The organism is Gallibacterium genomosp. 1 (assembly GCF_001678575.1).
GTDB lineage: Bacteria > Pseudomonadota > Gammaproteobacteria > Enterobacterales > Pasteurellaceae > Gallibacterium.
In genome coordinates this window covers 1-21,532 of record NZ_JTJP01000013.1, presented here as the reverse complement: position 1 = coordinate 21,532, position 21,532 = coordinate 1, and the positions used below count along the sequence as shown (strand labels likewise).

Genomic DNA, 21,532 nt, shown 5'->3' with positions numbered 1-21,532 from the left:
AAAAAAGAAAATTAAAATAAAAAAGTGCCGCATCAGGTGCGGCACAATGGAGGATTAATCTAGAATTCTAAGATGAGAAGTTTTTTTCTGAGCTTGGCTTTGTTCTTTAGACTTCTCTTTATTTTCGTCAGGTGGCGTGTCTACAATATCGGTAAAACCGTTCGGCTGATCATCATTGATTTCAGCGATTTCATACGCTTCTTCCTCTTCAAACATCACACCATCGCCATTTTCACGCGCATAAATTGCTAACGCTGCACCCAATGGAATCACAATATGCCGAATAACTCCATTAAATCTGGCACTAAAACGAATTTCTTCATTACCAAGTGAAAGATTACCTACTGCATTTGGTGATAAATTCAGCACAATCTGACCATCTCTTACATATTCAACCGGCACATCAACATTTGGATAATCGGCATTCACAACTAAATAAGGCGTAAGCTCATTATCGACTAACCAATCAAAATAAGCTCTTAGCAGATAAGGACGTTTCGGTGCTAATACTGTCATTATTTATCCTTATTTGTCATCCATAATATTTAACGCACTACTATTACCTAATGATTTAGCAAAGCTATCACGTGAAAACACTTTATTCATATAATTTTTAATAGCTTTACTACCGGCACCGCTGAACTCAATTCCTAATAATTGAATTCGCCATAATAAAGGTGCTAAATAGCAATCAACTAAACTGAATTCATTGCTCATAAAATATTCATATTGAGTGAATATCGGTGCAACTGCTAATAATTCTTCACGTAGCTGTTTGCGAGCAGACATCGAATCTGGATTGTTTTCATCCACTGCTTTCGCAAAAACAGGATACCAGTCATTTTCAATACGTTGCATTAACAAACGGCACTCTGCTCTTGCAACCGGATATACCGGCATCAAAGGTGGGTGAGGGAAGCGCTCATCTAAATATTCCATAATAATTCTAGAATTAAATAAAACTAAATCTCTATCCACTAATGTCGGCAAACTTCCGGTTGGATTCAGTTCCAATAAATCTTCTGAAATTTCTCCCGGCTCGATATTTTCAGTTTCATAGGCGACACCTTTTTCAGCCAACACAATTTTCACTTGGTGACAGTAAATATCGTTTTTGTCGGTAAAAAGTGTCATAATTGAGCGTCTATTGGCTGCTATCGTCATTTATTCCTCCGCTAAAAAGTGGGTATAAGCCAGTTACCCGAATAATAATTTAAAAATTTGACCGGTGATTGTAGCACATCTTGCCGTCATACTGTTATAAATTTAAAAAAATTGAATGTAACTATTTAATCTATAAAGATTTTATTTTGTAATTCCATAGTGACGTAATTTATTAGCCACCGCAGTATGTGAAATACCTAAATGTTGTGCCAATTTTCGCGTGCTTGGATATTCGGCATAGAATTTCTGCAAAATTGCTGCTTCAAAATATCCCAACATCTCTTCCAACGTTGCGCCTTGTAACTGTTCAAGATTAAACTGAGAACACCATTGCTGTTGCAAATGCAAGCCACTAATGGTTAACTTTCCATTCTCTACCAATGAACAAGCACGATATAAAGCATTATACAATTCACGAACATTACCTGACCAAACGTGTTTCTGCAAAAATGTAATAAAATCATTATCATAGTATGGCTGAGGAATGCCTAAACGGGCGGAAATCTGTTTCACAAACTGCTGTACCAACAGAGGGATATCCTCTTGTCGTTCTCGTAAAGGTGGAATATTTAATGTCAGCACATTTAAACGGTGATAAAGATCTTCTCGTAGTTTTCCCTGTTCTACATATGAAGATAAAGGTTCCTGAGTAGTACAAATAACACGCACATTAACATAATGTTCCTGTTCCTCACCTACTCGGCGAAAAGAACCATCATTTAAAAAGCGTAATAATTTAGCCTGCATCGGCAAAGAGAGTTCAGCAATATTATCCAACAACACCGTACCGTGATTAGCATACTCAAAAAAACCAATGGTTTTATGACCATTAGTGTTATAACCAAACATTTCCGCTTCTGTGTCTTCCGGAGGTAATCCTGCACAATTTACCGCAATAAACTGTTGATCACGTCGATTACCTAATTGATGGCACGCTTTAGCAATAAATTCCTTTCCTGTTCCAGTTTCACCTTGAATCAATAATGGTGCATCAGAAAAAGCGAATTTTTTTGCCATCGAAACCATTTCTGCCATTCTTTTACTTTTTGCCACCACTTCATCAAAAGTATTGCTGTGATAAATATTGAATTGTTGAGCATCGATACGCAACATATCGAAAGATTGTAATGTAACCACACTACCAATAAATCGCTGTTCATTTTCTGCCAGTGTTAACGGCAATAAATCAAAACGCCAATGCTGTTCGTCCAGCTGAATATGATGAGAAATTGCCAATGGTGTGGAATGTTGCTTTAACTGTTTCAAAAATGATTGATACCAACTTGCCTGTTGTAATGCTGGAATAGCATCAAGCAAAAATTGATTTTGTAGTGAGCTGACTCTAGGCTTTTTTTCTTGTAGATAAGGTAACAATAATTGAGTGGCGTGCTGATTGGCAAATTCGATTTTTCCTAAAAAATCAATGGACAAGATAGGGTGAGGAAGAGCTTCAAACAACGCATTAAGTTCTATGGTTTTACGCTCATAAGGCAAATAATCCAATTTCGTCACCGCCTTTACACCATCAATCCTGCGCAATTTATCGCTAAGATAATCAATTTGAAAATTGGCAATTTTTTCAAATTTCAGATAAATAATCCCATTTTGATCTATCTTTTTTAGTTCAATCCCTTCTAAATTAATTTGCTCTTTAGCCAATAAATCCAGAACTTCTTTAGCCACCCCGATTCTATCAATACAGGTTATCGCAAAACGCATCTTTTATCTCCTCATATTTTTATACTATCGGCTATAATACCTGATAGTTCGTATAGAAATAAAGAAAGCGTAAAGAAAAGTTTACGATTTTTCCACTAAAGGTAACAATTCAGCAATCGTTTCTATTTGATAAGTCGGTGATATAGCAGTTTGGTTGTCTCTGCCATAATGCAACCAGCAAGTATCCAATCCAGCATTATTACCGCCAAGAATATCTGATTCCAACGTATCCCCCACAACTAACACTTCCTCACTATGTCGTGGTTTTGCCAACTGCAAAGCGTGATAAAAAAAATCAGGATTCGGCTTAGAAACGCCGATCTCTTCAGAAACCACGACAAATTCAAAATAATCGCTTAACCCTGTTTTCTGCAAACGCAATTTCTGCATCGCAGTAAAACCATTGGTAATAATGGCTAATTTAGCACGATGCTGTAATTGTTGTAACAAATCCACCACGCCTTCCAACGGGCGACAAACTTCCGCCATTGTCAATAAAAAGCCGTGATTCAATTCCGCCGGTTTCACTGACAAACGCCTGCCCCACTCACTAAAACGTTGTTCCTGTAAGGTTTTTGCATCTATTTTTCCATCTTGATAAGCTACCCAAAGAGGTTTATTAAGTTGTTGATATTCAATAAAATCTTCTTGTGTAAAATCAACATCATAGTGAGTGAAAAGTCGTTTCAACCCTGAAAAAGAGTCAAAAGAGAATAAGGTTTCATCCGCATCAAAAAGAATCCAGTTATATTTCATCACATTCCTTATCCAATAAAGTTTGCAATTCCACATTGTTTTGACAATATTTCAATTTTGCAAATAGCTGTTCCGCTTCAATAAAATGATTCGATAAAAATCTAAGCCACTGCTTAATACGGGATAAATGATACCAACCGCTATCCCATTGATTATCAACACGACTATAATATTGCAATAAAATCAAAGTGTTCTGCCACGACATTACCTCGTTATTGTCTTTAATGACATAGCTCAAATTGGGAATTTGCAATGCACCGCGAGCCACCATTAAATCTTCACAACCGGTAACGGCAAGACATTCCTGTGCCTGTTGCGCATTAAAAATTTCACCATTAGCAATCACCGGAATAGATAATTTTTGTCTTACTTCTCCAATTTTCTGCCAATCAATTTTATCAGCACGATAACCATCCATTTTTGTTCTACCGTGAATTGCAATCTCATCAGCTCCCCCCTGCTGTACAGCATCGGCAATTTCCAGTGCTTTTTGTTTATCGTCCCAGCCTAAACGCACTTTCACACTAACTATTTTTTCAGAACTTACCGCTTGACGAATTGCTTTGGTCGCTTGATAAATCAGTTCTGGCTGTTTTAACAAACTCGCTCCGCCACAACTACCATTAACAGTTTTTGAAGGACAACCGCAATTAAGATCAATGCCGTGAGATCCCAATTCAATCGCCAAGTTAGCATTTTCTGCCAACCATTGCGGATGTTGCCCTAACAACTGAACTCTTACCGGTGTGGCACTATCTGTGTAACCCTGCTGATACAATTCAGGACAAAGCCGATAAAAAACCTTCTTTGGTAATAACTGGTCAACGACACGAACAAATTCAGACACACAAAGATCATAATTATTACAAGAGGTTAAAAGCTGACGCATAAACGGATCAAGCACCCCTTGCATAGGTGCTAAAATTAAACGCATTCTATTTTATTTCTTCCAGCCTTTGACCTTACAGATCAAATCATAGGCAGCTTGAATTTGTTGGGCTTTCTCTTTTGCCATCTCCATCATCTGTTCCGGCAATCCTTTCGCAATCAATTTATCTGGATGATGTTCATTCATTAATTTACGATAAGCTCTTTTCACTGCGGTTCGATCATCTTCTTCCGATACACCTAACACACGATAAGCATCTTCAAGTGTCGGCCCGGAAGAACTTTGCGCCGTATTTTGGTATCCGCCGTAGGATTGTTGATATTGATAATCGCCATTTTGTTGTTGGTATTGACGATAAAAACCGCCTTGAGAAAATTGACGTGCTGCATAAATCATCGCCAACATCTGCTCAAATTGCATTCTTGAATAACCCAATTCTTCGGCAACAATGAACAATACCTCTTTTTCATTCGGATGCAATTCTTGATCTGCCAGCGCCGTTTGAATTTGAATTTCCAAAAACATACGCAACAGGTCTGTACGCTGTCCACATCCGGCTCTAAACTCTCTGATGGCTTGACGAATAGGGAAATCAGCCTCTTTTCCTCGTGTAAATGCCGCTTTTGCTAATTGTCGATGCGCTTCATCAAGCTGCATACGATCCATAAACATATTGGCTAATTGAATGTCTTCTGCCGTAACCCGACCTTTAGACTTGCTCAAATGCCCCATCACCGCAAAAGTGGTCTGCATAAATAGAGATTGGCGTGAAACGGAACGCCCGAATAAAGAGGAACGTACGCTGCCCAACTCATATAATTTTTTATCGGCTAAATGCCCTAAAATAGCGCCGAAAATTGCGCCAAAAAAGCCGCCGAATTTAAAACCGACAATGATCCCGATTAACTTACCGATAAAATTCATCTCTTATCTTTTCCCTTCTATCTAGGTTAAAAAATCGGTCTATTCTACCGCACAAATAGGGAAGTCGCGAATGGATTTCAACGCTAATCCTGCGCTTTGAACGCTTCTGAAATTTCTTCTTGAGAAAAACCGCGTGATAATAAAAAACGCCACATTTTTTGCTTGGTTTTAAAATCGGAAACTGTGGAGTAATCAGGAAATTTTTTTGCCAACGTCTGCTGTGCTAACGCATACCAATCAATATCGGCTTGTTCCAGTGCGTGTTGCATCACTTCATTTTGAATGCCTTTTTGTTGTAACTCCTGTTTAATACGTTGTAATCCATAACCTTTGTGTACTCTCGAAAGTAAGAAATTCTCACAGAAGCGAAAATCATTTTGCCAATTTTTCTCTTGGCATTTTGCAATAGTTTGTTCTATTTCCTGTTCCGAAAAGGCTTTTGCTTGCATCTTACAACGTAATTCATACTCGCTGTAATCTCGAATTGCCAACAATTTCAACACATAATTAAGGGCAATATTTTCCATAATTCAATCGCTGTTAATTTATTGAATAGAGAACATAATCATAATGAACAGACAATAAAATAAATAGTTAAAATAACCGAGCTGTTCAGATGTTATCTATAATTGAAAAAATCCCTGCCGATCAAACTTTTGATTTTAGGCAGGGATATTGAGGGTATTATTCACCGAAATTTAATGCGTCATCTTCCGGTTGTTTTTCTGTATCATCCGCAACTAATAACTGCTCCGGATTGGAAAGCAACTCTTCACGTAATTTACGTTCCAACTCGACAGCCACATCTGGATGTTCAGCAAGCCACTTCATTGCATTGGTACGACCTTGTCCAATCTTTTCATCATTGTAAGAGTACCAAGCACCTGATTTATTGAGCAATTTATGTTTTACACCCAATTCGATTAACTCACCGTTTTTAGAAATACCTTCTCCGTAGAGAATTTGGAATTCAGCTTGTCTAAATGGTGCTGCTACTTTATTTTTCACTACTTTAACTCTAGTATCATTACCAATTACCTCATCGCCATCAGTAATTGAACCTGTGCGGCGAATATCTAAACGCACTGAAGCATAGAATTTTAAGGCATTACCACCGGTTGTTGTTTCAGGATTACCAAACATAACACCAATTTTCATACGAATTTGGTTAATAAATACCACTAAACAGTTTGCTGTTTTGATATGACCGGTAAGTTTACGCAATGCTTGAGACATTAAACGAGCCTGTAACCCCATATGAGAATCTCCCATATCACCCTCAATTTCCGCTTTCGGTGTTAATGCTGCTACAGAGTCAATAATAATGACATCCACCGCTCCGGAACGTACTAAAGCATCACAAATTTCCAACGCCTGTTCGCCGTTATCCGGTTGCGAAACTAAAAGTGATTGTACATCAACCCCTAATTTAGAGGCATAAATAGGATCCAATGCGTGTTCCGCATCAATAAAGGCACAGGTTTTACCCTCTTTTTGTGCTTGCGCAATCACAGATAAAGTTAATGTGGTTTTACCGGAAGATTCAGGCCCAAAAATCTCAACGATGCGCCCCATTGGCAAACCACCGATACCTAACGCCACATCTAATGCCAATGAACCGGTAGAAACCGCTTCCACATCCAATGTTTGTGTATCACCAAGGCGCATAATTGAACCTTTACCGAATTGTTTTTCAATTTGCCCTAATGCTGCTGCCAATGCTCTTTCTTTATCTTCATTGTTTGTTGTCATATTCATTGCCCTTTTATTCATAAACTACGAGGAAATTTTCCGCTTATTATACTGTATAGTTATACAGTATCAAGCATTTTATGTTACCAATAATTAAAACTGTGAACTTGCTTCCAAATTTTACACATATTATAGCGCTGACTGTTTGTAACTTTCGCTTTGTTTCATCATCTTTTATACTATTCATCCGGCAAAAAGGATAATAATTATGACTTTAGAGAGCAATCTTTCTTCTTTTACCCCGATGATGCAGCAATATTTAAAAATTAAAGCGGAACATCCCGATATTTTGCTGTTTTATCGTATGGGTGACTTTTATGAACTGTTTTTTGATGATGCCAAACGAGCATCACAACTTTTAGATATTTCATTAACCAAACGCGGCAAAACCGATGGCGATCCAATCCCAATGGCGGGTGTACCTTATCACGCTGTAGAAGGCTATTTAGCAAAACTGGTGCAATTAGGCGAGTCGGTTGCGATTTGTGAACAGATTGGTGATCCGGCAACCAGTAAAGGGCCGGTTGAACGCAAAATTGTCCGCATTGTCACACCGGGAACAATCAGTGATGAGGCATTGTTGCCGGAAAGACAAGATAACCTTATTGCCTGTGTTTACTACGAAAAGAAAATTTTTGGTTTAGCCACGCTTGATATGAGTTCCGGTCGCTTTCAAATTAGTGAACTTGCGGACGAAGCTGCCCTCACCACCGAGTTGCAACGCATTATGCCGGTTGAAATTCTCTATCCGGAAGATTTTGCTTATATCAGACTGCTTGAACCTTACAAAGGATTACGCCGACGTCCAACTTGGGAATTTGAACTGGTTACCGCAATCAAATTATTGACTAAACAATTCGGCACTCAGGATCTTAAAGGTTTTGGCGTGGATAAAGCGATTGTTGCCTTATGCGCTGCTGGTTGTTTATTGCAATATGCGAAAGAAACTCAACGCACCGCATTGCCGCATATTAATGCGATTTCACTTTCTCAAGAGCGTGACTTTATTGTGATTGATGTCGCTTCCCGCCGTAACTTGGAATTAACGCAAAACCTTGCCGGCGGTACAGAAAACACATTGGCTTCTGTACTTGATTATTGCAGCACGCCAATGGGCAGCCGCTTGCTTAAACGCTGGATTCATCAGCCGTTGCGCCACAAACAAACATTATTAAACCGTCAAAATGCGGTTAAAAATCTGATTCAACAGGAACGCTATTCTGATTTTAAACCGCTGTTGCAACAGATCGGTGATATGGAACGCATTTTAGCGCGTATTGCCTTGCGTTCTGCGCGTCCGCGTGATTTAACCCGTTTACGTCAGGCATTAGGGCAATTACCGCAAATTATCCAGCTTTTACAACAACATAATCAACATCAGCAGTTTGATATGCTGTTGTCGAAGTTGCAGGATTTTAGTGAATTATTTGCCTTGTTAACACGAGCAATCATTGAAACACCGCCATTATTAATTCGTGACGGCGGTGTAATTGCCCCCGGTTATCATCAAGAGTTGGATGAGTGGCGTGAGTTGGCGACCGGTGCAACGCAATATCTGGAAAATTTAGAAATAAGAGAACGGCAACAAACCGGCATTGATACCCTCAAAATCGGTTATAACGCCGTTCACGGTTATTATATTCAAATCAGCCGAGGTCAGGCAGAACGTGCACCAACGCACTATATTCGCCGCCAAACATTAAAAAATGCGGAACGTTTTATTATTCCGGAATTAAAAGATTACGAAGATAAAGTCTTAAAAGCAAAAGGTGCTGCCTTAGCACTGGAAAAACAGCTTTACGATGAGCTTTTCGATTTGTTATTGCCGCATCTTTCCGCATTGCAAACCACCAGTCTGTCATTAGCCGAATTGGATGTATTGGCGAATTTAGCGGAGCGTGCGGAAACGTTGAATTATGTTGCTCCGACCTTTAGCGAACAAACATTAATCAGCATTGAAGCAGGGCGACATCCGGTGGTGGAAACCGTTTTGCAAGACCCATTTATTGCCAATCCGCTCGATCTCAATCAAAAACGTCATCTGTTGATTATTACCGGGCCGAATATGGGCGGTAAAAGTACCTATATGCGCCAAACCGCATTGATCACCTTAATGGCATATATCGGCAGTTTTGTGCCGGCACAACAGGCAGTTATTGGCCCGATAGATCGTATTTTTACTCGCATCGGTGCCTCTGATGATTTAGCCTCCGGTCGCTCCACTTTTATGGTGGAAATGAGCGAAATGGCGAATATTCTTCATCAAGCCACACCACAAAGTTTGGTGTTAATTGATGAAATTGGGCGCGGCACTTCCACTTATGACGGTCTTTCCCTTGCGTGGGCGTGTGCGGAATGGTTGGCAACACAGCTCAAATCCTTAACGCTGTTCGCCACCCACTATTTTGAATTGACCTCTTTACCGCAACAGTTGCCGGGTTGCATCAATATTCACCTTGACGCTAAAGAGCATAATGATACGATTGCATTTATGCATTCGGTGCAGGAAGGCGCAGCCAATAAAAGCTACGGTATTGCGGTGGCACAACTTGCCGGTGTGCCAAGACCGGTGATCCAACTGGCGAAACAGAAATTAAAACAGTTAGAAAAACTTTCGTTGCAGAACAGCCAAATCAATGATTACCAAACCGAGCTGGATTTCAATCCGGAACCGGAATTTGATGCAAACAGCGAAGCGATTTTGCAACAATTAGCACAGATTGATCCGGACGATTTAACGCCGAAACAGGCACTGGCAATGTTATATCAGCTTAAAAAATTACAACAATCTTAACCATTTAACACAACAGAGGGAAACGTTATGCCAATCAATTTACGCCAACGTCATTTTTTACGCTTAATGGATTTCACACCACAAGAGATCCAGTTTTTGCTTGATTTAGCCGCCGAACTAAAAAAAGCAAAATATGCCGGCACCGAACAGCCGCGCTTAAAAGGTAAAAATATCGCATTGGTGTTTGAGAAGACCTCAACCCGCACCCGTTCCGCATTTGAAGTAAGTGCGTTTGATCAAGGTGCCAATGTTTCTTATATCGGTCCAAGCGGTTCACAAATCGGACATAAAGAGAGTATGAAAGACACCGCGCGCGTGTTGGGCAGAATGTATGATGCCATTCAATATCGTGGTTATGGTCAAGAATTGGTCGAAACATTGGCAAATTATTCCGGCGTGCCGGTTTGGAACGGCTTAACCGATGAATTCCACCCAACACAAATTTTGGCAGATTTCTTAACGATGTTGGAACACGGCAAAGGTAAACGTCTTGATCAAATGAAACTCGCCTATCTCGGTGATGCCCGCAATAATATGGGAAACTCTTTTGTGGAAGGCGCAGCGTTAATGGGATTGGATTTACGTTTAGTCGGTCCGAAGCAGTTCTTTCCGGAACAGAAGCTGCTTGATGAAGTAGCTGAAATGGCTAAACAGACAGGAGCGAAAATTACCTGTACTGAAGATGTTGAAGCCGGCGTAAAAGATGTTGATTTTATCTACACCGATATTTGGGTTTCGATGGGCGAACCGGAAAGTGCGTGGGCAGAACGCATTGAGCTAATGAAGCCATATCAGGTTAATGCCAAATTAATGGCGCTCACTGGCAATCCTAATGTGAAATTTATGCATTGCTTGCCGTCATTCCACGATGAAAATACCGTTATCGGCAAGAAAATGGCAGAAAAATATGGAATGAACGGCTTAGAAGTAACAGATGAGGTTTTTGAATCCGCAGCTTCGATCGTCTTTGATGAAGCAGAAAACAGAATGCACACCATCAAAGCGGTAATGGTAGCAACTTTAGCTTAACAATGAAAAAAGGAAAAAACGATGACTAAAATTATTCACACAGAAAAAGCACCGGCGGCGATTGGCCCTTATGTACAAGCGGTTGATTTAGGTAATCTTGTGCTTACTTCAGGACAAATTCCGGTTAATCCGCTCACCGGCGAAATTCCAAGCGATATTGTGGCGCAGGCTCGCCAATCATTGGAAAATATTAAAGCGATTGTTGAACAGGCAGGTTTAAAAGTGTCTGATATTGTGAAAACAACCGTATTTGTTAAAGATTTAAACCAATTTGCCGTTATCAATGCGGAATACGAACGTTTCTTCCAACAAAATAATCACCCAAGTTTTCCGGCACGTTCTTGTGTTGAAGTAGCGCGTTTACCGAAAGATGTTGGCTTGGAAATTGAAGCGATCGCCGTAAGAAAATAACTGTTAAAGCGGGGCAATCGCTCCGCTTTTCCGCCCATTCTCACTCAATTCCCAACAGCAATCTAATAAACTTAAGTTACTATAACTTGCATAACAAACACAAGACGTAATAAATTTAGCCTCATCACAAATAATATAGAATTATGATTCAATTCCTCTAACAAGGATGCTAATAATCAAGGAGTATTTATGAATAATTTTACATTACACCTCCCAACTAAAGTGTTATTCGGCAAAGGTCAAATTGCCGAAATTAAAAACCAAATTCCTACCGGCGCAAAAATCTTAATGACTTATGGCGGCGGCAGCATTAAAAGAAACGGTGTTTATGATCAGGTACTGGACGCATTAAAAGGTTTTGAAATTGTTGAATTTTCCGGCATTGAACCTAATCCACAATTTTCAACATTAATGAAAGCGGTTGAGCTTGGTCGCCGTGAAAAAGTCGATTTTCTGCTTGCTGTCGGTGGCGGCTCCGTGTTGGATGGCACAAAATTTATTGCTTCTGCAATTAACTTCCAAGGTGATGAATGGGAGATCGTGAAAAGCCACGGCACAGTCATTAAAAGCGCATTACCAATCGGCGCAATCCTTACACTGCCGGCAACCGGTTCGGAAATGAACGGCAATGCGGTGGTCAGCCGTAAAGAAACGCAGGATAAACTCGGCTTTTTCTCGCCATTTGTAAAACCACAATTTTCTGTACTTGATCCGACCACAACATTCTCTTTGCCGCCAAGACAAACTGCGAACGGTGTTGTTGATGCTTTCGTTCACACTTTTGAACAATATATGACCTATCCGGTCGATGCCAGAGTTCAAGATCGTTTCGCCGAAGGCGTGTTCTTAACCTTGATTGAAGAAGGCCCAAAAGCATTACTTGAGCCAGAAAATTATGATGTGCGTGCCAATATTATGTGGGCAGCAACAATGGCATTAAACGGCATTCTTGGTGTCGGTGTGCCGCAAGATTGGGCTTCACACGGCATTGGTCACGAACTGACAGCACAATATGGTTTGGATCACGGTCAAACATTAGCGATTGTGGTGCCGGCAATTATGTGGCATCAACGCGAATTTAAAAAAGAAAAATTGGTACAATTTGCTCAACGTGTTTGGGGTTATCAAGGCAACGACAGCGAACAAGCAATTCGTATCGCAATTGAGAAAACACGCGCGTTCTTTGAACAAATGGGAACACCGACTCGCTTATCAGCTTACGGCATTGATGACAGCCAATTCCCAAACGTGTTAAGCAAACTCAAAGAACACAAAACAGAAAATCTCGGTGAACATAAAAATATTGATATTAAAGCCGCAGAAGAGATTTTGCGTTTAGCGTTATAAATCACTTTATAAGCTATTGAGGGGCAGACCACAAATTGCCCCTTAAATCCTTAATATTAAATTATTTTTATAACGCTTCCCTTGTTTTTTCCGCAATCATTTTAGCGGAAGTTGCCAGTAATTGTTGTTCATTTGCAGTCAATGCAAGCGATCTGATCCCAACAATCCCAGATCTCGCTACTACCGCTGGATAACCGACATAACATTGATACTGTTCAAGATAAACTGATACTGGACAAGCTAAATAAGCGTCTGAAATAACTGCTTGGGCTAATTTTACCGCACAGGTGGCAATCGCATAGCTCGTATATTTTTTACCATTAAAAACCAACCATCCGCCTTCCCGTGCCGCTTTATCCAAATCAGCTAAATTGAGCGATAATTTTTCAGCAATTTCTACAATCGGTTCACCTTGCACCGTTATGGTTGACCAAGCAGCAAATTGTGATTCTCCGTGCTCTCCCAATACATAACCTTCAATATTATGCGGATTTTGTCTCAACGCTTGAGAAACCGCACGTTGCATTCGAGCCGTATCCAAAAAAGTGCCAGTGCCAAAAACCTGTTGTTTTGATAAACCGCTATGATATTGCAACAATCCGGTAATCACATCGCACGGATTAGAAATATTGATAATCACGCCGTTAAAACCGACCTGTTTTAATGCAATACCCACCTGTTTCGCCTGCTCTTTATTAAAATGATATTCAAGAAAACGATCACCTCCCTCAGCCAATGCTTTAATATCACCAAAGGCAGTAATCACCACATCCGCATCTGCCAACGCCTGATAATCCTGCATTATCAATTTGGTGTAATTTTCCAATCTGCCCAGACTGTCCAACAAATCATAATATTCAGCCGTACACTTTTCCTGCTTACTATCTATCAATACCAATTCATCCGCCAGCCCTTTAGTAACTATCGTATAAGCCACCGTAGCACCAACATTTCCTAAACCGATAACACCAATTTTTCTCATAATTCCATCCTTCTTTATCAAAATAGCTGTTCCAAGACTGAACGAAAGTCGCTCTACTTTATTTTAGCGGACCAACTTCAAAAATTTTTTGGCATAGTTCACACTTTTTAAAATTAACACTTGAATTACATTTAATTAACATTAATATTTTTCCTTTTACTTATATTCCTTTAAAGGAGATGCTTTTCTATGGTAACTATTAATGTTGGTATGTTCCAGACACTTGCTTTATCGGTGGTCGCCATTTATGTCGGTGAATTTATCCGTCAACAATTTCCAATTTGGAAGAAATACTGTATTCCGGCACCGGTTATTGGCGGAACATTATTTGCGATTATTACAACCTGTTTATATTCACTTGATCTACTCACCTTTAAATTTGATTATAAAACAATCAACACTTTCTTTTATAACGTCTTTTTCGCCGCAATGGGCTTCGCCGCCAGTTTTGCCTTGCTGAAGAAAGGGGGAAAATTAGTACTTATTTTCAGTATCTTAGCTGCAATACTGGCAATTTTGCAAAATGTGTTATCTCTCGGGCTAGGTGTTTTATTAAATATGGATCCGCTGATTGCACTGATGTCCGGTTCGATTCCATTAACCGGCGGACACGGTAACGCCGCTGCCTTTGCACCAATAGCGGAACAAATGGGGGCAAACGGTGCGATTGAAGTCGCAATTGCAGCCGCCACATTTGGTTTAGTCGCTGGCTGTATTCTAGGTGGGCCATTAGGCAGACGACTTATTCAAAAACATAAACTTAATGAGCAAATCAGCCAAGAACAAGTAATCAATCAAGAAGATAACAGCAAATTGCCACACATTAGTTATCGCCGTTCCAGTCAAGCCGCTTTTTTACTACTATTAGCGTGCGGTATTGGACAAACACTCTTTTTCCTTTGTAAGGCTATATTCCCACAAGTGAATATTCCTATTCACGTGATGAGTATGTTAGGCGGTTTAGTGCTACGCTTAGTGTTAGACTCTACCAAACGTGATCACCAAGCACTTTATGAAAACATTGGTATTATCGGTGAAATTTCACTTGCGATTTTCGTTTCTATCGTCATTGTTACAATGCAATTATGGAAATTGGCGGATCTTGCCTTGCCACTCATCATTATTTTAACTTTGCAAGTTGTGCTTTGTTATTTGTTCTGCGTCTTTATTACGTTCCGTCTTTGCGGCAAAAACTATGATGCGGCAATTATTGCCACCGGTCATTCCGGCTTCGGCTTAGGTGCAGTGCCGGTTTCAATGGCAACAATGACGGCTGTTTGTTCAAGTTATCATTACTCAAAAATTGCTTTCTTTGTTGTGCCGTTAATCGGCGGTTTTATTAGTAATATCAGCAATGCATTGATTATTACTTTATTCTTAAATATCGCTCAAGGAATGGCATAAACTGTACAATCGGGCTTCGCTTAAATGGCGAAGCCTATAGTTTAAAAAACAGTTAAATTTCATTATTATCATATAATCGTTGCAAACTCTGTTTTAACTGCTCAAACACAAATGTAACACGATCAGTTACCAAACTTTGATAGGGACGATAAAGGTATAAATGCCACTGCTGTTTTTCTATTTCTGGGAATAATTCTACCAACTGCCCTTGTTGCAAATAAGGTTGACAAAATGGAGAAATAATTTGTGTACAAGTTCTGCCGGCTAAAGCAGCTTGCAATTCATAAACGGCATCGCTACTGATGAATCTGGTCTGTGCCGGAAAAAAATGAATGTCATTATTCACTCGCCAATCCCAAATCCGTTGTAATTTCGGGTTTATTAATCCACTTAATGGATAATTTTGTGCCAAATCAGCAACATCTTTCGGCATTCCCAAACGTTCAATTAATTTAGGCGAAGCAACAATTTTCTCGTGAAAAGTACAAATATGCTGTGCAATCCAATGCGGCTCCGGTTCCAAACAGATACGTAAACCGATGTCGATTTTATGATCAATGGCTTTTACTTTATCAACAGATTGCTGCCAATCCAGCACAATGTCCGGATAAGGCTCCAATGCTGCCAACAGTTCGCTTAATAACCTCTGATTAAGTGGCAACGGCGGCAGTGTAATGCGCACCATTCCCTGCATCGCTTTTTTATTCAACTTATTGTTCGAAAACAAGCGTTCTTCTTCCAATAAAAACTGCTGTGCCTGCGGCAAAAACTGTTCGCCAAACTCGGTTAAACGAATATTTCTAGTGTTGCGTTTAAACAGACTTTCGCCCAACAAACTTTCCAATTCAGCAATCATTCTGGTCACCACCTGCGGCGATACCGCCAATCGTTGCGCCGTTTCCCTAAAATTCAGGGTTTCACTGGCAACACAAAAATAACGCAGTGCTTCCAATTTATTCATTATTATTCCCTTTTTTAGAATAGTTTATTCCAATTTTATTCCTTTTTTATTACTTAATACAACGATAAAATACGCACCATCAAAACGATACTGTTGTTTAGTATTAACGATTTCACTTTATTTTGGAGATTTATTATGACTGAATTAAGCAAAAAACCTGTTGCTGACCGTGCGGAACATAACGCATTTTTCCCATCAGATTACTTTTTAACGCAATACACCAGCAAAGTTACCGACTTTGACGGTTTTAAATTTGATAAATCCTACAGCGGTGGTAAACATAAAGTGTTGATGATTGCTACCGATGAGCGTTATATCGAGATGAAAAACGGTAAATTATTCTCAACCGGAAATCATCCGGTAGAAATGTTATTACCAATGTTGCATATGCACCACGCCGGCTTTGAAATTGATGTTGCAACATTATCCGGCAATCCAGTAAAACTTGAAATTTGGGCAATGCCGGAAGAAGATAAAGCTGTAATGGATTTATATAACCAATATTTACCAAAATTGGTCAACCCGAAAAAACTGGCAGATATTTTGCCTGAAGTCTTATCTGAAAATTCACCTTATATTGCGGTCTTTATTCCGGGTGGACACGGTGTTTTAGCTGGCATTCCTCACAGCAAAGAGGTGAAATCCGTTTTAAATTGGGCATTAAATCAAGATAAACACATTATTACTTTATGTCACGGTCCGGCATCATTATTGGCGGCAAGCGTTGATGAAAAAGCGGAAGATTATCCGTTTAAAGGTTATGAAATTTGTGTATTCCCTGATGCATTAGATGAAGGTGCGAACCAGGATATCGGTTATATGCCGGGTAAATTACAATGGTTAGTGGCAGAAAATTTAGAAAAATTAGGGGTTAAAGTTTTAAACAAAGGCATTACCGGTCAAGTACATAAAGATCGTAAATTATTAACCGGTGATAGCCCATTAGCTTCGAATGCACTTGGTATTTTAGCAGCAGAAGAACTATTGAAAACCGTTGCCTAATTAAGTATTAGCAAACATTGTAGGGAAGCGATGGCTTCCCTATTTTCTTACACAAGAAAAAACCCATCAAACAGTGTTTGATGGGTTTAACATTAAGTTCAAAAATACGAATCTATAGTAATTTTACACACTAACTAAATGTGGTTACTTGAATCGTATCATCAATATAAATGATAATATCACCATATTGATACTGTTTCATACCGGTCGTTGAACCAATTTCTCTCCAATCACTTTGAAGTTTCACAGCATCAGTGTTATTCCCATGAATAGTGATTACATTACGTTCTAACTCATTATTAGGATTACCTACATTATTAGTACCAATAATCACTTCTGTGCCGTGTCCATTTAAGTTCAAGACATCAACGCCTGAAACATCAATATTATTACCACCAGTATTACCAAAGATTTCTAACCTTGTTGATACTGACGATTTACCAGTAATATTAATGGTATCCATACCAGCGCCCCCATGAATCAGTGAAGTTCCTTCATATGATAATGTCTGTGATACACCACCAAGATTCAGAGTATCGTTTCCGTTTCCTAATATCACTGAGTTATTGTTCAACGTCCATTCATTAATGGTAACAGTATCATCCTTGCCACCTGTATCTAATGATGTTTGTGAAAGCGCACCCTTGATAGTAATAGTATCCTGACCATCTCCAGTGATAATTTTTGCATGCCACACATTTCCACCGAAGATTGCCGTATTATTACCATTACCAAGATCGATCTTAGGTTGTTTTACATCCTCTATTACTTTATCTATTTGTGTAGCACTTTCAGCATACCAAGCACGTTCAACATCGCTACCGCTTATACTATCTTTATAAGCTCGATAGAAAGCAGACTTTCTATCCGCATCTTCATAGTTTACCGCTGTATTCACCGTTAAAGTGTCGTTACCATCACCTAACACAATAGCAGTATTGCCACCAATAGATTTTCTCGCTAACGATCCCCCTGAACCAATAGAAATATTATTATTTCCTCCTTCAGAAAGGATAAGAGTATGTTGTTCAACACTTCCTTTTACTATCAAAGTATCATTTCCAGTACCTAAATCAATAATATTTGAAGCGTGAGTTGTGCTTGGTGTAGCAGAAGTTTGCGTGTCTGTAATATTCTTACCAACTCGCATCACATCATCCCCACTACCAAGATTGAAATAGTTAGAGTAATTGCGCCCAGCATCACCATCGCCCTTGATCGTGCTTTCAACTTCAATAGTGTCATGCCCTGTGCCCATATCTACTTTAGCTGTAGTTAATGCGAATGAATTATCACCATAATCAGAATGTAGGTCGATCATTGAACCACGAATTTTGAAAGTGTCATTTCCCTCACCCATCAAAATACGTTGAGCCCCATCAAATGAACCAGTAGAGAAATTCCCTTTTTGTCCCCAACCTGAAAGACCATAACGCAATTCAAATCTATCGTTACCCCCTCCGGTAATCACATCAGTATGACCTCCGATACCGAAAGCATAAATATAGTCATTACCATCATAGGTTTGTAACGTCGCTTTATAACCATCGCCCGTTCCACCATCAATAAAGCCACTGAAGAAATTACCATTAGGTTGCTTCGCTACAATAATGATATTATCGCCTGCTGACGTTGTTAAGCCGTCTGGACCGGTATCCTTCCATTGGTCTTCATTATCATCACTCATATTGTTTCGTGGACCTTCATTTTGATTCATATTAGTGGTTAAACGACCTAAACGTTTTACTTTCACTTCTGGTGCTACCACACCTGTTGCATTACCAGCTTGATCATAGAAGATATAAGTTTTCGGTGTTGAACCTAGATCAAAGGTTACATCCATCGAAGGTAAATCTTTTGCACTACTATAATTTTGCTTTCCAGCAAACGAAATCTGATCAGATTCAACCTTACCATCGTAAATAAAATATTTCACCGGCTCTTTTAACTCAACATGAAGTTTTAAATTGCCTCCTGAATCTGTTGTCAAATTAGATGTTACTTCCGGTGGCGTAGTATCTACTGTTATATGTTCTTTAACAGTATTCGCTTTCTCGCTATTACTCAATGCTGTTGCTTTTAAGGTATAGCTACCACCATCCTTAATAGGAGCACCACTTGCATCAAAGCTCACCTCCTTAGAGCTTGAAGTAATACCACCTTTTTCTTGTGTCCATACTGGACTGTCAGGATTCTGATCATCAAAGATTTCCAATTTGACTTTCCAGCTTGCAAGATCATTACCTGTTGCTGCCAATGCGACTGAAATGTCCTTCCATTGAGTATCATCTGTAACACCATTACTTGCTACATAGCCTTCTATTGGAAACACATCATCCTTCACATTAACCGAGAATAAGCGAACTGATGTACCAGACTTATTTTCGTTCTCAAAGGAAACATACAATGTTAATGGTGTACCATCTTCCGCAGTAAGATTATACGTTTCATTTTGAGTCTTACTGATATTTTTTACTTTTTCTGCATCAATCTTAATTTCAAGATTACCATTCTCATCCACTCTATACTCAGAGAAACCCACAGAAGTATTACCCGGCAGAGTGTGAACCCAATCTTTCATTGGTTTCAGTTTCGGTGTATAACCTGGTTCCACATCAGGATCTTTAATCACTAACTGAGATGCCGGAATAACAAACACACCGCCATCTTTTTTAGCCAAATCATCTAAAGTTAAATGTTCTGTATTATTAGGACTGTCTTTACGATAATTATAAATTATTTCTGTTCTATTATTTGACCAAGTAGAATCAGCATCATTGGTTACTTCAGGCACAGTATCTGTTAATTTGTTGATTTTATCTATTAAATTAGCTTTGCCATGATTATCGTGAACATAATTAGCCGCAGCTAATGCTTTATCTTTTTCACCGTCTAATGGGAATAGCAATTTTTCTAACTCACTAACCTCATCCTTAGTAAAACCACCTTTCTCAAATCCTGCTTTTTTCGCTTCAAATGCATCATAAGTTGCTTTTGCCTTGTTATAAGCATCTTCTGCTAACGTTTTTGGTGTTGAACTAGCCTGATCAGGATCTGACCCCGCTCGACTTTCTTCCTCATTAGTGTAACCATCATTATCCGAATCCGATGATGGAACCTCTGCTTCCACAAATGAATTGCTACCATCTTTACCCGCTGAACCATTACCTGCCAAATCAGTTACTTTTGCCGCAATTGTTGAGCCAGCTGGTGCTACAGTTTGTGAAATAGTAATCGTATTACCACTCGCTGCTGGTGCGCTACTTAAACCAGAATCAGCCGGTTTAAATGTTGCCACTTCCCAACCTGAATCAGTCTTACGATATTGCACATAAATCGCTTGTTGTTTACCTGACTGCGTGATATTAACATCAACCACATCGCCAATGACGGCATTCTCTGGTAAAGAAATAGAACTATCACGACCTGCTTCAACATTAATACGAGGGGCATCCGGCGCTGTCGTATCCACTACATAAGTATCTGTATTAGAAACTGTTTCCATACGACCTGTTGTGGTATTACGCACCGTAACTTGAATATTACCTGCCGTATAAGTTCCCTCAGACAAGGTGATACTATTGCCTGTCAGACTCACTTCTGCGTTATTAACCACTACTCGATCAATCGTATATCCCTGCGGTGCAGCCAATACTAATTCACCATTAGTCGTAATATTATCGCTTCTTGAAATACCTGTATCGGATCTAAAACTCATACCAACAGTCGGATCAGCTCCAAGATCAAGAGCAGCTTCTTTTCTATCCGCAGTCGCTGAAGATTGTTTTTCCGCATCCTGAACTTTTACGCCTTGAACCACTAATTTTCCAGTGAACCCATCTGTTACTGGCACAGTGAATGATACTTTGCCGTTAGTGATATCATTTTCAGTTAAGCTATAACCCAATTTATCACCACCCAAATAAGAAGGTGTTCTACCTAAGAGAATCACGCCACTTAACTTATCACCCGGTTTCACGTTTTGCATACCAGCTAAACTCACTTCAACAGTAACCGGATTTAACTGCCCATCAGCGCCCACACCTAATTCGTCACGATCAATAACCGTATCCGCATCATTACCATCACCAACAATTGTTACTACTGGTTTGCCTGTTGGAACACTCTTATCAATCGTAATAGATGTCGCATCACTAAGATTGCCCGCAGCATCTTTAACTTTGACTTGATAAGTACCATCTAGTAAAGCTGCACTACCAATTTGGAAACTACCATCATTAATATCAACCTCTTCTATTTGATCTCCATTTTGATCAAATAATACCGCTTTAGTAGCATCTCTTCCTGCAGTGCCTTTAATAGTATCTGCTTCTCCAGCAAGTAATTTATGATCAGCACTATCTTCAATTAGTGTTGGCGCTGCCGGTGCTGTGGTGT

17 protein-coding genes and 1 pseudogene are annotated in these 21,532 nt (G+C 39.5%); 6 read left to right on the top strand and 12 right to left on the bottom strand.

Going from position 1 to position 21,532, the window contains the following annotated elements; translation table 11 throughout:
• Nucleotides 1–54 precede the first annotated feature (54 nt).
• The 9 genes and pseudogenes from QV04_RS03645 to recA all read right to left on the bottom strand — a co-directional run bounded on the left by QV04_RS03645 (nucleotide 55) and on the right by recA (nucleotide 7,204).
• Nucleotides 55–516, bottom strand: a complete 462-nt coding sequence (locus QV04_RS03645) for a ClpXP protease specificity-enhancing factor (RefSeq protein WP_039173356.1) — start codon at nucleotides 514–516, stop codon at nucleotides 55–57.
• 9 nt (nucleotides 517–525) lie between these two features.
• On the bottom strand, nucleotides 526–1,164 hold the full coding sequence (gene sspA, locus QV04_RS03640; RefSeq protein ID WP_039173354.1) for a stringent starvation protein SspA: 639 nt from the start codon (nucleotides 1,162–1,164) through the stop codon (nucleotides 526–528).
• A gap of 141 nt (nucleotides 1,165–1,305) precedes the next feature.
• Nucleotides 1,306–2,277 (bottom strand): sigma 54-interacting transcriptional regulator, encoded by a 972-nt coding sequence (locus QV04_RS11600; protein WP_197494788.1) that lies wholly within the window; start codon nucleotides 2,275–2,277, stop codon nucleotides 1,306–1,308.
• Nucleotides 2,278–2,685: 408 nt separating this feature from the next.
• Nucleotides 2,686–2,883 (bottom strand): annotated as a pseudogene (locus QV04_RS11955) (ACT domain-containing protein); the annotation flags it as partial.
• Nucleotides 2,884–2,964: 81 nt separating this feature from the next.
• Complete coding sequence (yjjG, locus tag QV04_RS03630) at nucleotides 2,965–3,639, bottom strand: pyrimidine 5'-nucleotidase (RefSeq protein WP_065233157.1); 675 nt, start codon at nucleotides 3,637–3,639, stop codon at nucleotides 2,965–2,967.
• Nucleotides 3,629–4,573 carry a tRNA dihydrouridine(16) synthase DusC gene (gene dusC, locus QV04_RS03625; protein ID WP_065233156.1) on the bottom strand — a complete coding sequence of 315 codons (945 nt, stop codon included), beginning with the start codon at nucleotides 4,571–4,573 and terminating at the stop codon, nucleotides 3,629–3,631. Before dusC ends, yjjG begins: the two co-directional genes overlap by 11 nt.
• Nucleotides 4,574–4,579: 6 nt before the next feature.
• Nucleotides 4,580–5,452: a co-chaperone DjlA gene (gene djlA / locus QV04_RS03620; protein WP_065231393.1), complete on the bottom strand. Its 873-nt coding sequence runs from the start codon at nucleotides 5,450–5,452 to the stop codon at nucleotides 4,580–4,582.
• Nucleotides 5,453–5,535: 83 nt separating this feature from the next.
• On the bottom strand, nucleotides 5,536–5,979 hold the full coding sequence (gene recX, locus QV04_RS03615; protein ID WP_065231392.1) for a recombination regulator RecX: 444 nt from the start codon (nucleotides 5,977–5,979) through the stop codon (nucleotides 5,536–5,538).
• Between the two features lie 157 nt (nucleotides 5,980–6,136).
• Nucleotides 6,137–7,204: a recombinase RecA gene (gene recA / locus QV04_RS03610; protein WP_039149605.1), complete on the bottom strand. Its 1,068-nt coding sequence runs from the start codon at nucleotides 7,202–7,204 to the stop codon at nucleotides 6,137–6,139.
• Nucleotides 7,205–7,412: 208 nt separating this feature from the next.
• On the opposite strand from recA, the gene mutS reads away from it, so the two are divergent.
• The 4 genes from mutS (at nucleotide 7,413) to QV04_RS03590 (ending at nucleotide 12,785) form a co-directional block, all read left to right on the top strand.
• On the top strand, nucleotides 7,413–9,998 hold the full coding sequence (gene mutS, locus QV04_RS03605; RefSeq protein ID WP_065231391.1) for a DNA mismatch repair protein MutS: 2,586 nt from the start codon (nucleotides 7,413–7,415) through the stop codon (nucleotides 9,996–9,998).
• Nucleotides 9,999–10,025: 27 nt separating this feature from the next.
• Complete coding sequence (gene argF, locus QV04_RS03600; RefSeq protein ID WP_039085368.1) at nucleotides 10,026–11,027, top strand: ornithine carbamoyltransferase; 1,002 nt, start codon at nucleotides 10,026–10,028, stop codon at nucleotides 11,025–11,027.
• 21 nt (nucleotides 11,028–11,048) lie between these two features.
• Complete coding sequence (locus QV04_RS03595) at nucleotides 11,049–11,438, top strand: RidA family protein (RefSeq protein WP_018345719.1); 390 nt, start codon at nucleotides 11,049–11,051, stop codon at nucleotides 11,436–11,438.
• Nucleotides 11,439–11,627: 189 nt separating this feature from the next.
• Nucleotides 11,628–12,785 carry an iron-containing alcohol dehydrogenase gene (locus QV04_RS03590; protein WP_065231390.1) on the top strand — a complete coding sequence of 386 codons (1,158 nt, stop codon included), beginning with the start codon at nucleotides 11,628–11,630 and terminating at the stop codon, nucleotides 12,783–12,785.
• Between the two features lie 67 nt (nucleotides 12,786–12,852).
• Here QV04_RS03590 and QV04_RS03585 read toward each other — a convergent pair whose 3' ends face one another.
• Nucleotides 12,853–13,767: a lactate/malate family dehydrogenase gene (locus QV04_RS03585; protein WP_065231389.1), complete on the bottom strand. Its 915-nt coding sequence runs from the start codon at nucleotides 13,765–13,767 to the stop codon at nucleotides 12,853–12,855.
• Nucleotides 13,768–13,956: 189 nt separating this feature from the next.
• On the opposite strand from QV04_RS03585, the gene QV04_RS03580 reads away from it, so the two are divergent.
• The gene (locus tag QV04_RS03580) at nucleotides 13,957–15,171 is read left to right on the top strand and encodes a sodium/glutamate symporter (protein ID WP_065231388.1); all 1,215 of its coding nucleotides are present in this window, start codon (nucleotides 13,957–13,959) and stop codon (nucleotides 15,169–15,171) included.
• A gap of 52 nt (nucleotides 15,172–15,223) precedes the next feature.
• Here the strand turns inward: QV04_RS03580 and QV04_RS03575 are convergent, their stop codons facing one another.
• Entirely contained in the window at nucleotides 15,224–16,132 is a 909-nt protein-coding gene (locus QV04_RS03575) for a LysR family transcriptional regulator (protein WP_065231387.1), read from the bottom strand.
• Nucleotides 16,133–16,267: 135 nt separating this feature from the next.
• Here QV04_RS03575 and hchA point away from each other — a divergent pair, with 135 nt between their 5' ends.
• Nucleotides 16,268–17,134 (top strand): glyoxalase III HchA, encoded by an 867-nt coding sequence (gene hchA / locus QV04_RS03570; protein ID WP_065231386.1) that lies wholly within the window; start codon nucleotides 16,268–16,270, stop codon nucleotides 17,132–17,134.
• 130 nt (nucleotides 17,135–17,264) lie between these two features.
• Here the strand turns inward: hchA and QV04_RS11595 are convergent.
• Nucleotides 17,265–21,532, bottom strand: a 4,268-nt coding sequence (locus QV04_RS11595) for a hypothetical protein (protein WP_197494786.1), incomplete at its 5' end; no start/stop codon positions are given.

Bases quoted from the DNA above. Each gene is read 5' to 3' on its own strand.
- QV04_RS03645 (WP_039173356.1), bottom strand. From the start codon at position 516: ATGACAGTATTAGCACCGAAACGTCCTTATCTGCTAAGAGCTTATTTT.
- sspA (WP_039173354.1), bottom strand. From the start codon at position 1,164: ATGACGATAGCAGCCAATAGACGCTCAATTATGACACTTTTTACCGAC.
- QV04_RS11600 (WP_197494788.1), bottom strand. From the start codon at position 2,277: ATGTTGCGTATCGATGCTCAACAATTCAATATTTATCACAGCAATACT.
- yjjG (WP_065233157.1), bottom strand. From the start codon at position 3,639: ATGAAATATAACTGGATTCTTTTTGATGCGGATGAAACCTTATTCTCT.
- dusC (WP_065233156.1), bottom strand. From the start codon at position 4,573: ATGCGTTTAATTTTAGCACCTATGCAAGGGGTGCTTGATCCGTTTATG.
- djlA (WP_065231393.1), bottom strand. From the start codon at position 5,452: ATGAATTTTATCGGTAAGTTAATCGGGATCATTGTCGGTTTTAAATTC.
- recX (WP_065231392.1), bottom strand. From the start codon at position 5,979: ATGGAAAATATTGCCCTTAATTATGTGTTGAAATTGTTGGCAATTCGA.
- recA (WP_039149605.1), bottom strand. From the start codon at position 7,204: ATGACAACAAACAATGAAGATAAAGAAAGAGCATTGGCAGCAGCATTA.
- mutS (WP_065231391.1), top strand. From the start codon at position 7,413: ATGACTTTAGAGAGCAATCTTTCTTCTTTTACCCCGATGATGCAGCAA.
- argF (WP_039085368.1), top strand. From the start codon at position 10,026: ATGCCAATCAATTTACGCCAACGTCATTTTTTACGCTTAATGGATTTC.
- QV04_RS03595 (WP_018345719.1), top strand. From the start codon at position 11,049: ATGACTAAAATTATTCACACAGAAAAAGCACCGGCGGCGATTGGCCCT.
- QV04_RS03590 (WP_065231390.1), top strand. From the start codon at position 11,628: ATGAATAATTTTACATTACACCTCCCAACTAAAGTGTTATTCGGCAAA.
- QV04_RS03585 (WP_065231389.1), bottom strand. From the start codon at position 13,767: ATGAGAAAAATTGGTGTTATCGGTTTAGGAAATGTTGGTGCTACGGTG.
- QV04_RS03580 (WP_065231388.1), top strand. From the start codon at position 13,957: ATGGTAACTATTAATGTTGGTATGTTCCAGACACTTGCTTTATCGGTG.
- QV04_RS03575 (WP_065231387.1), bottom strand. From the start codon at position 16,132: ATGAATAAATTGGAAGCACTGCGTTATTTTTGTGTTGCCAGTGAAACC.
- hchA (WP_065231386.1), top strand. From the start codon at position 16,268: ATGACTGAATTAAGCAAAAAACCTGTTGCTGACCGTGCGGAACATAAC.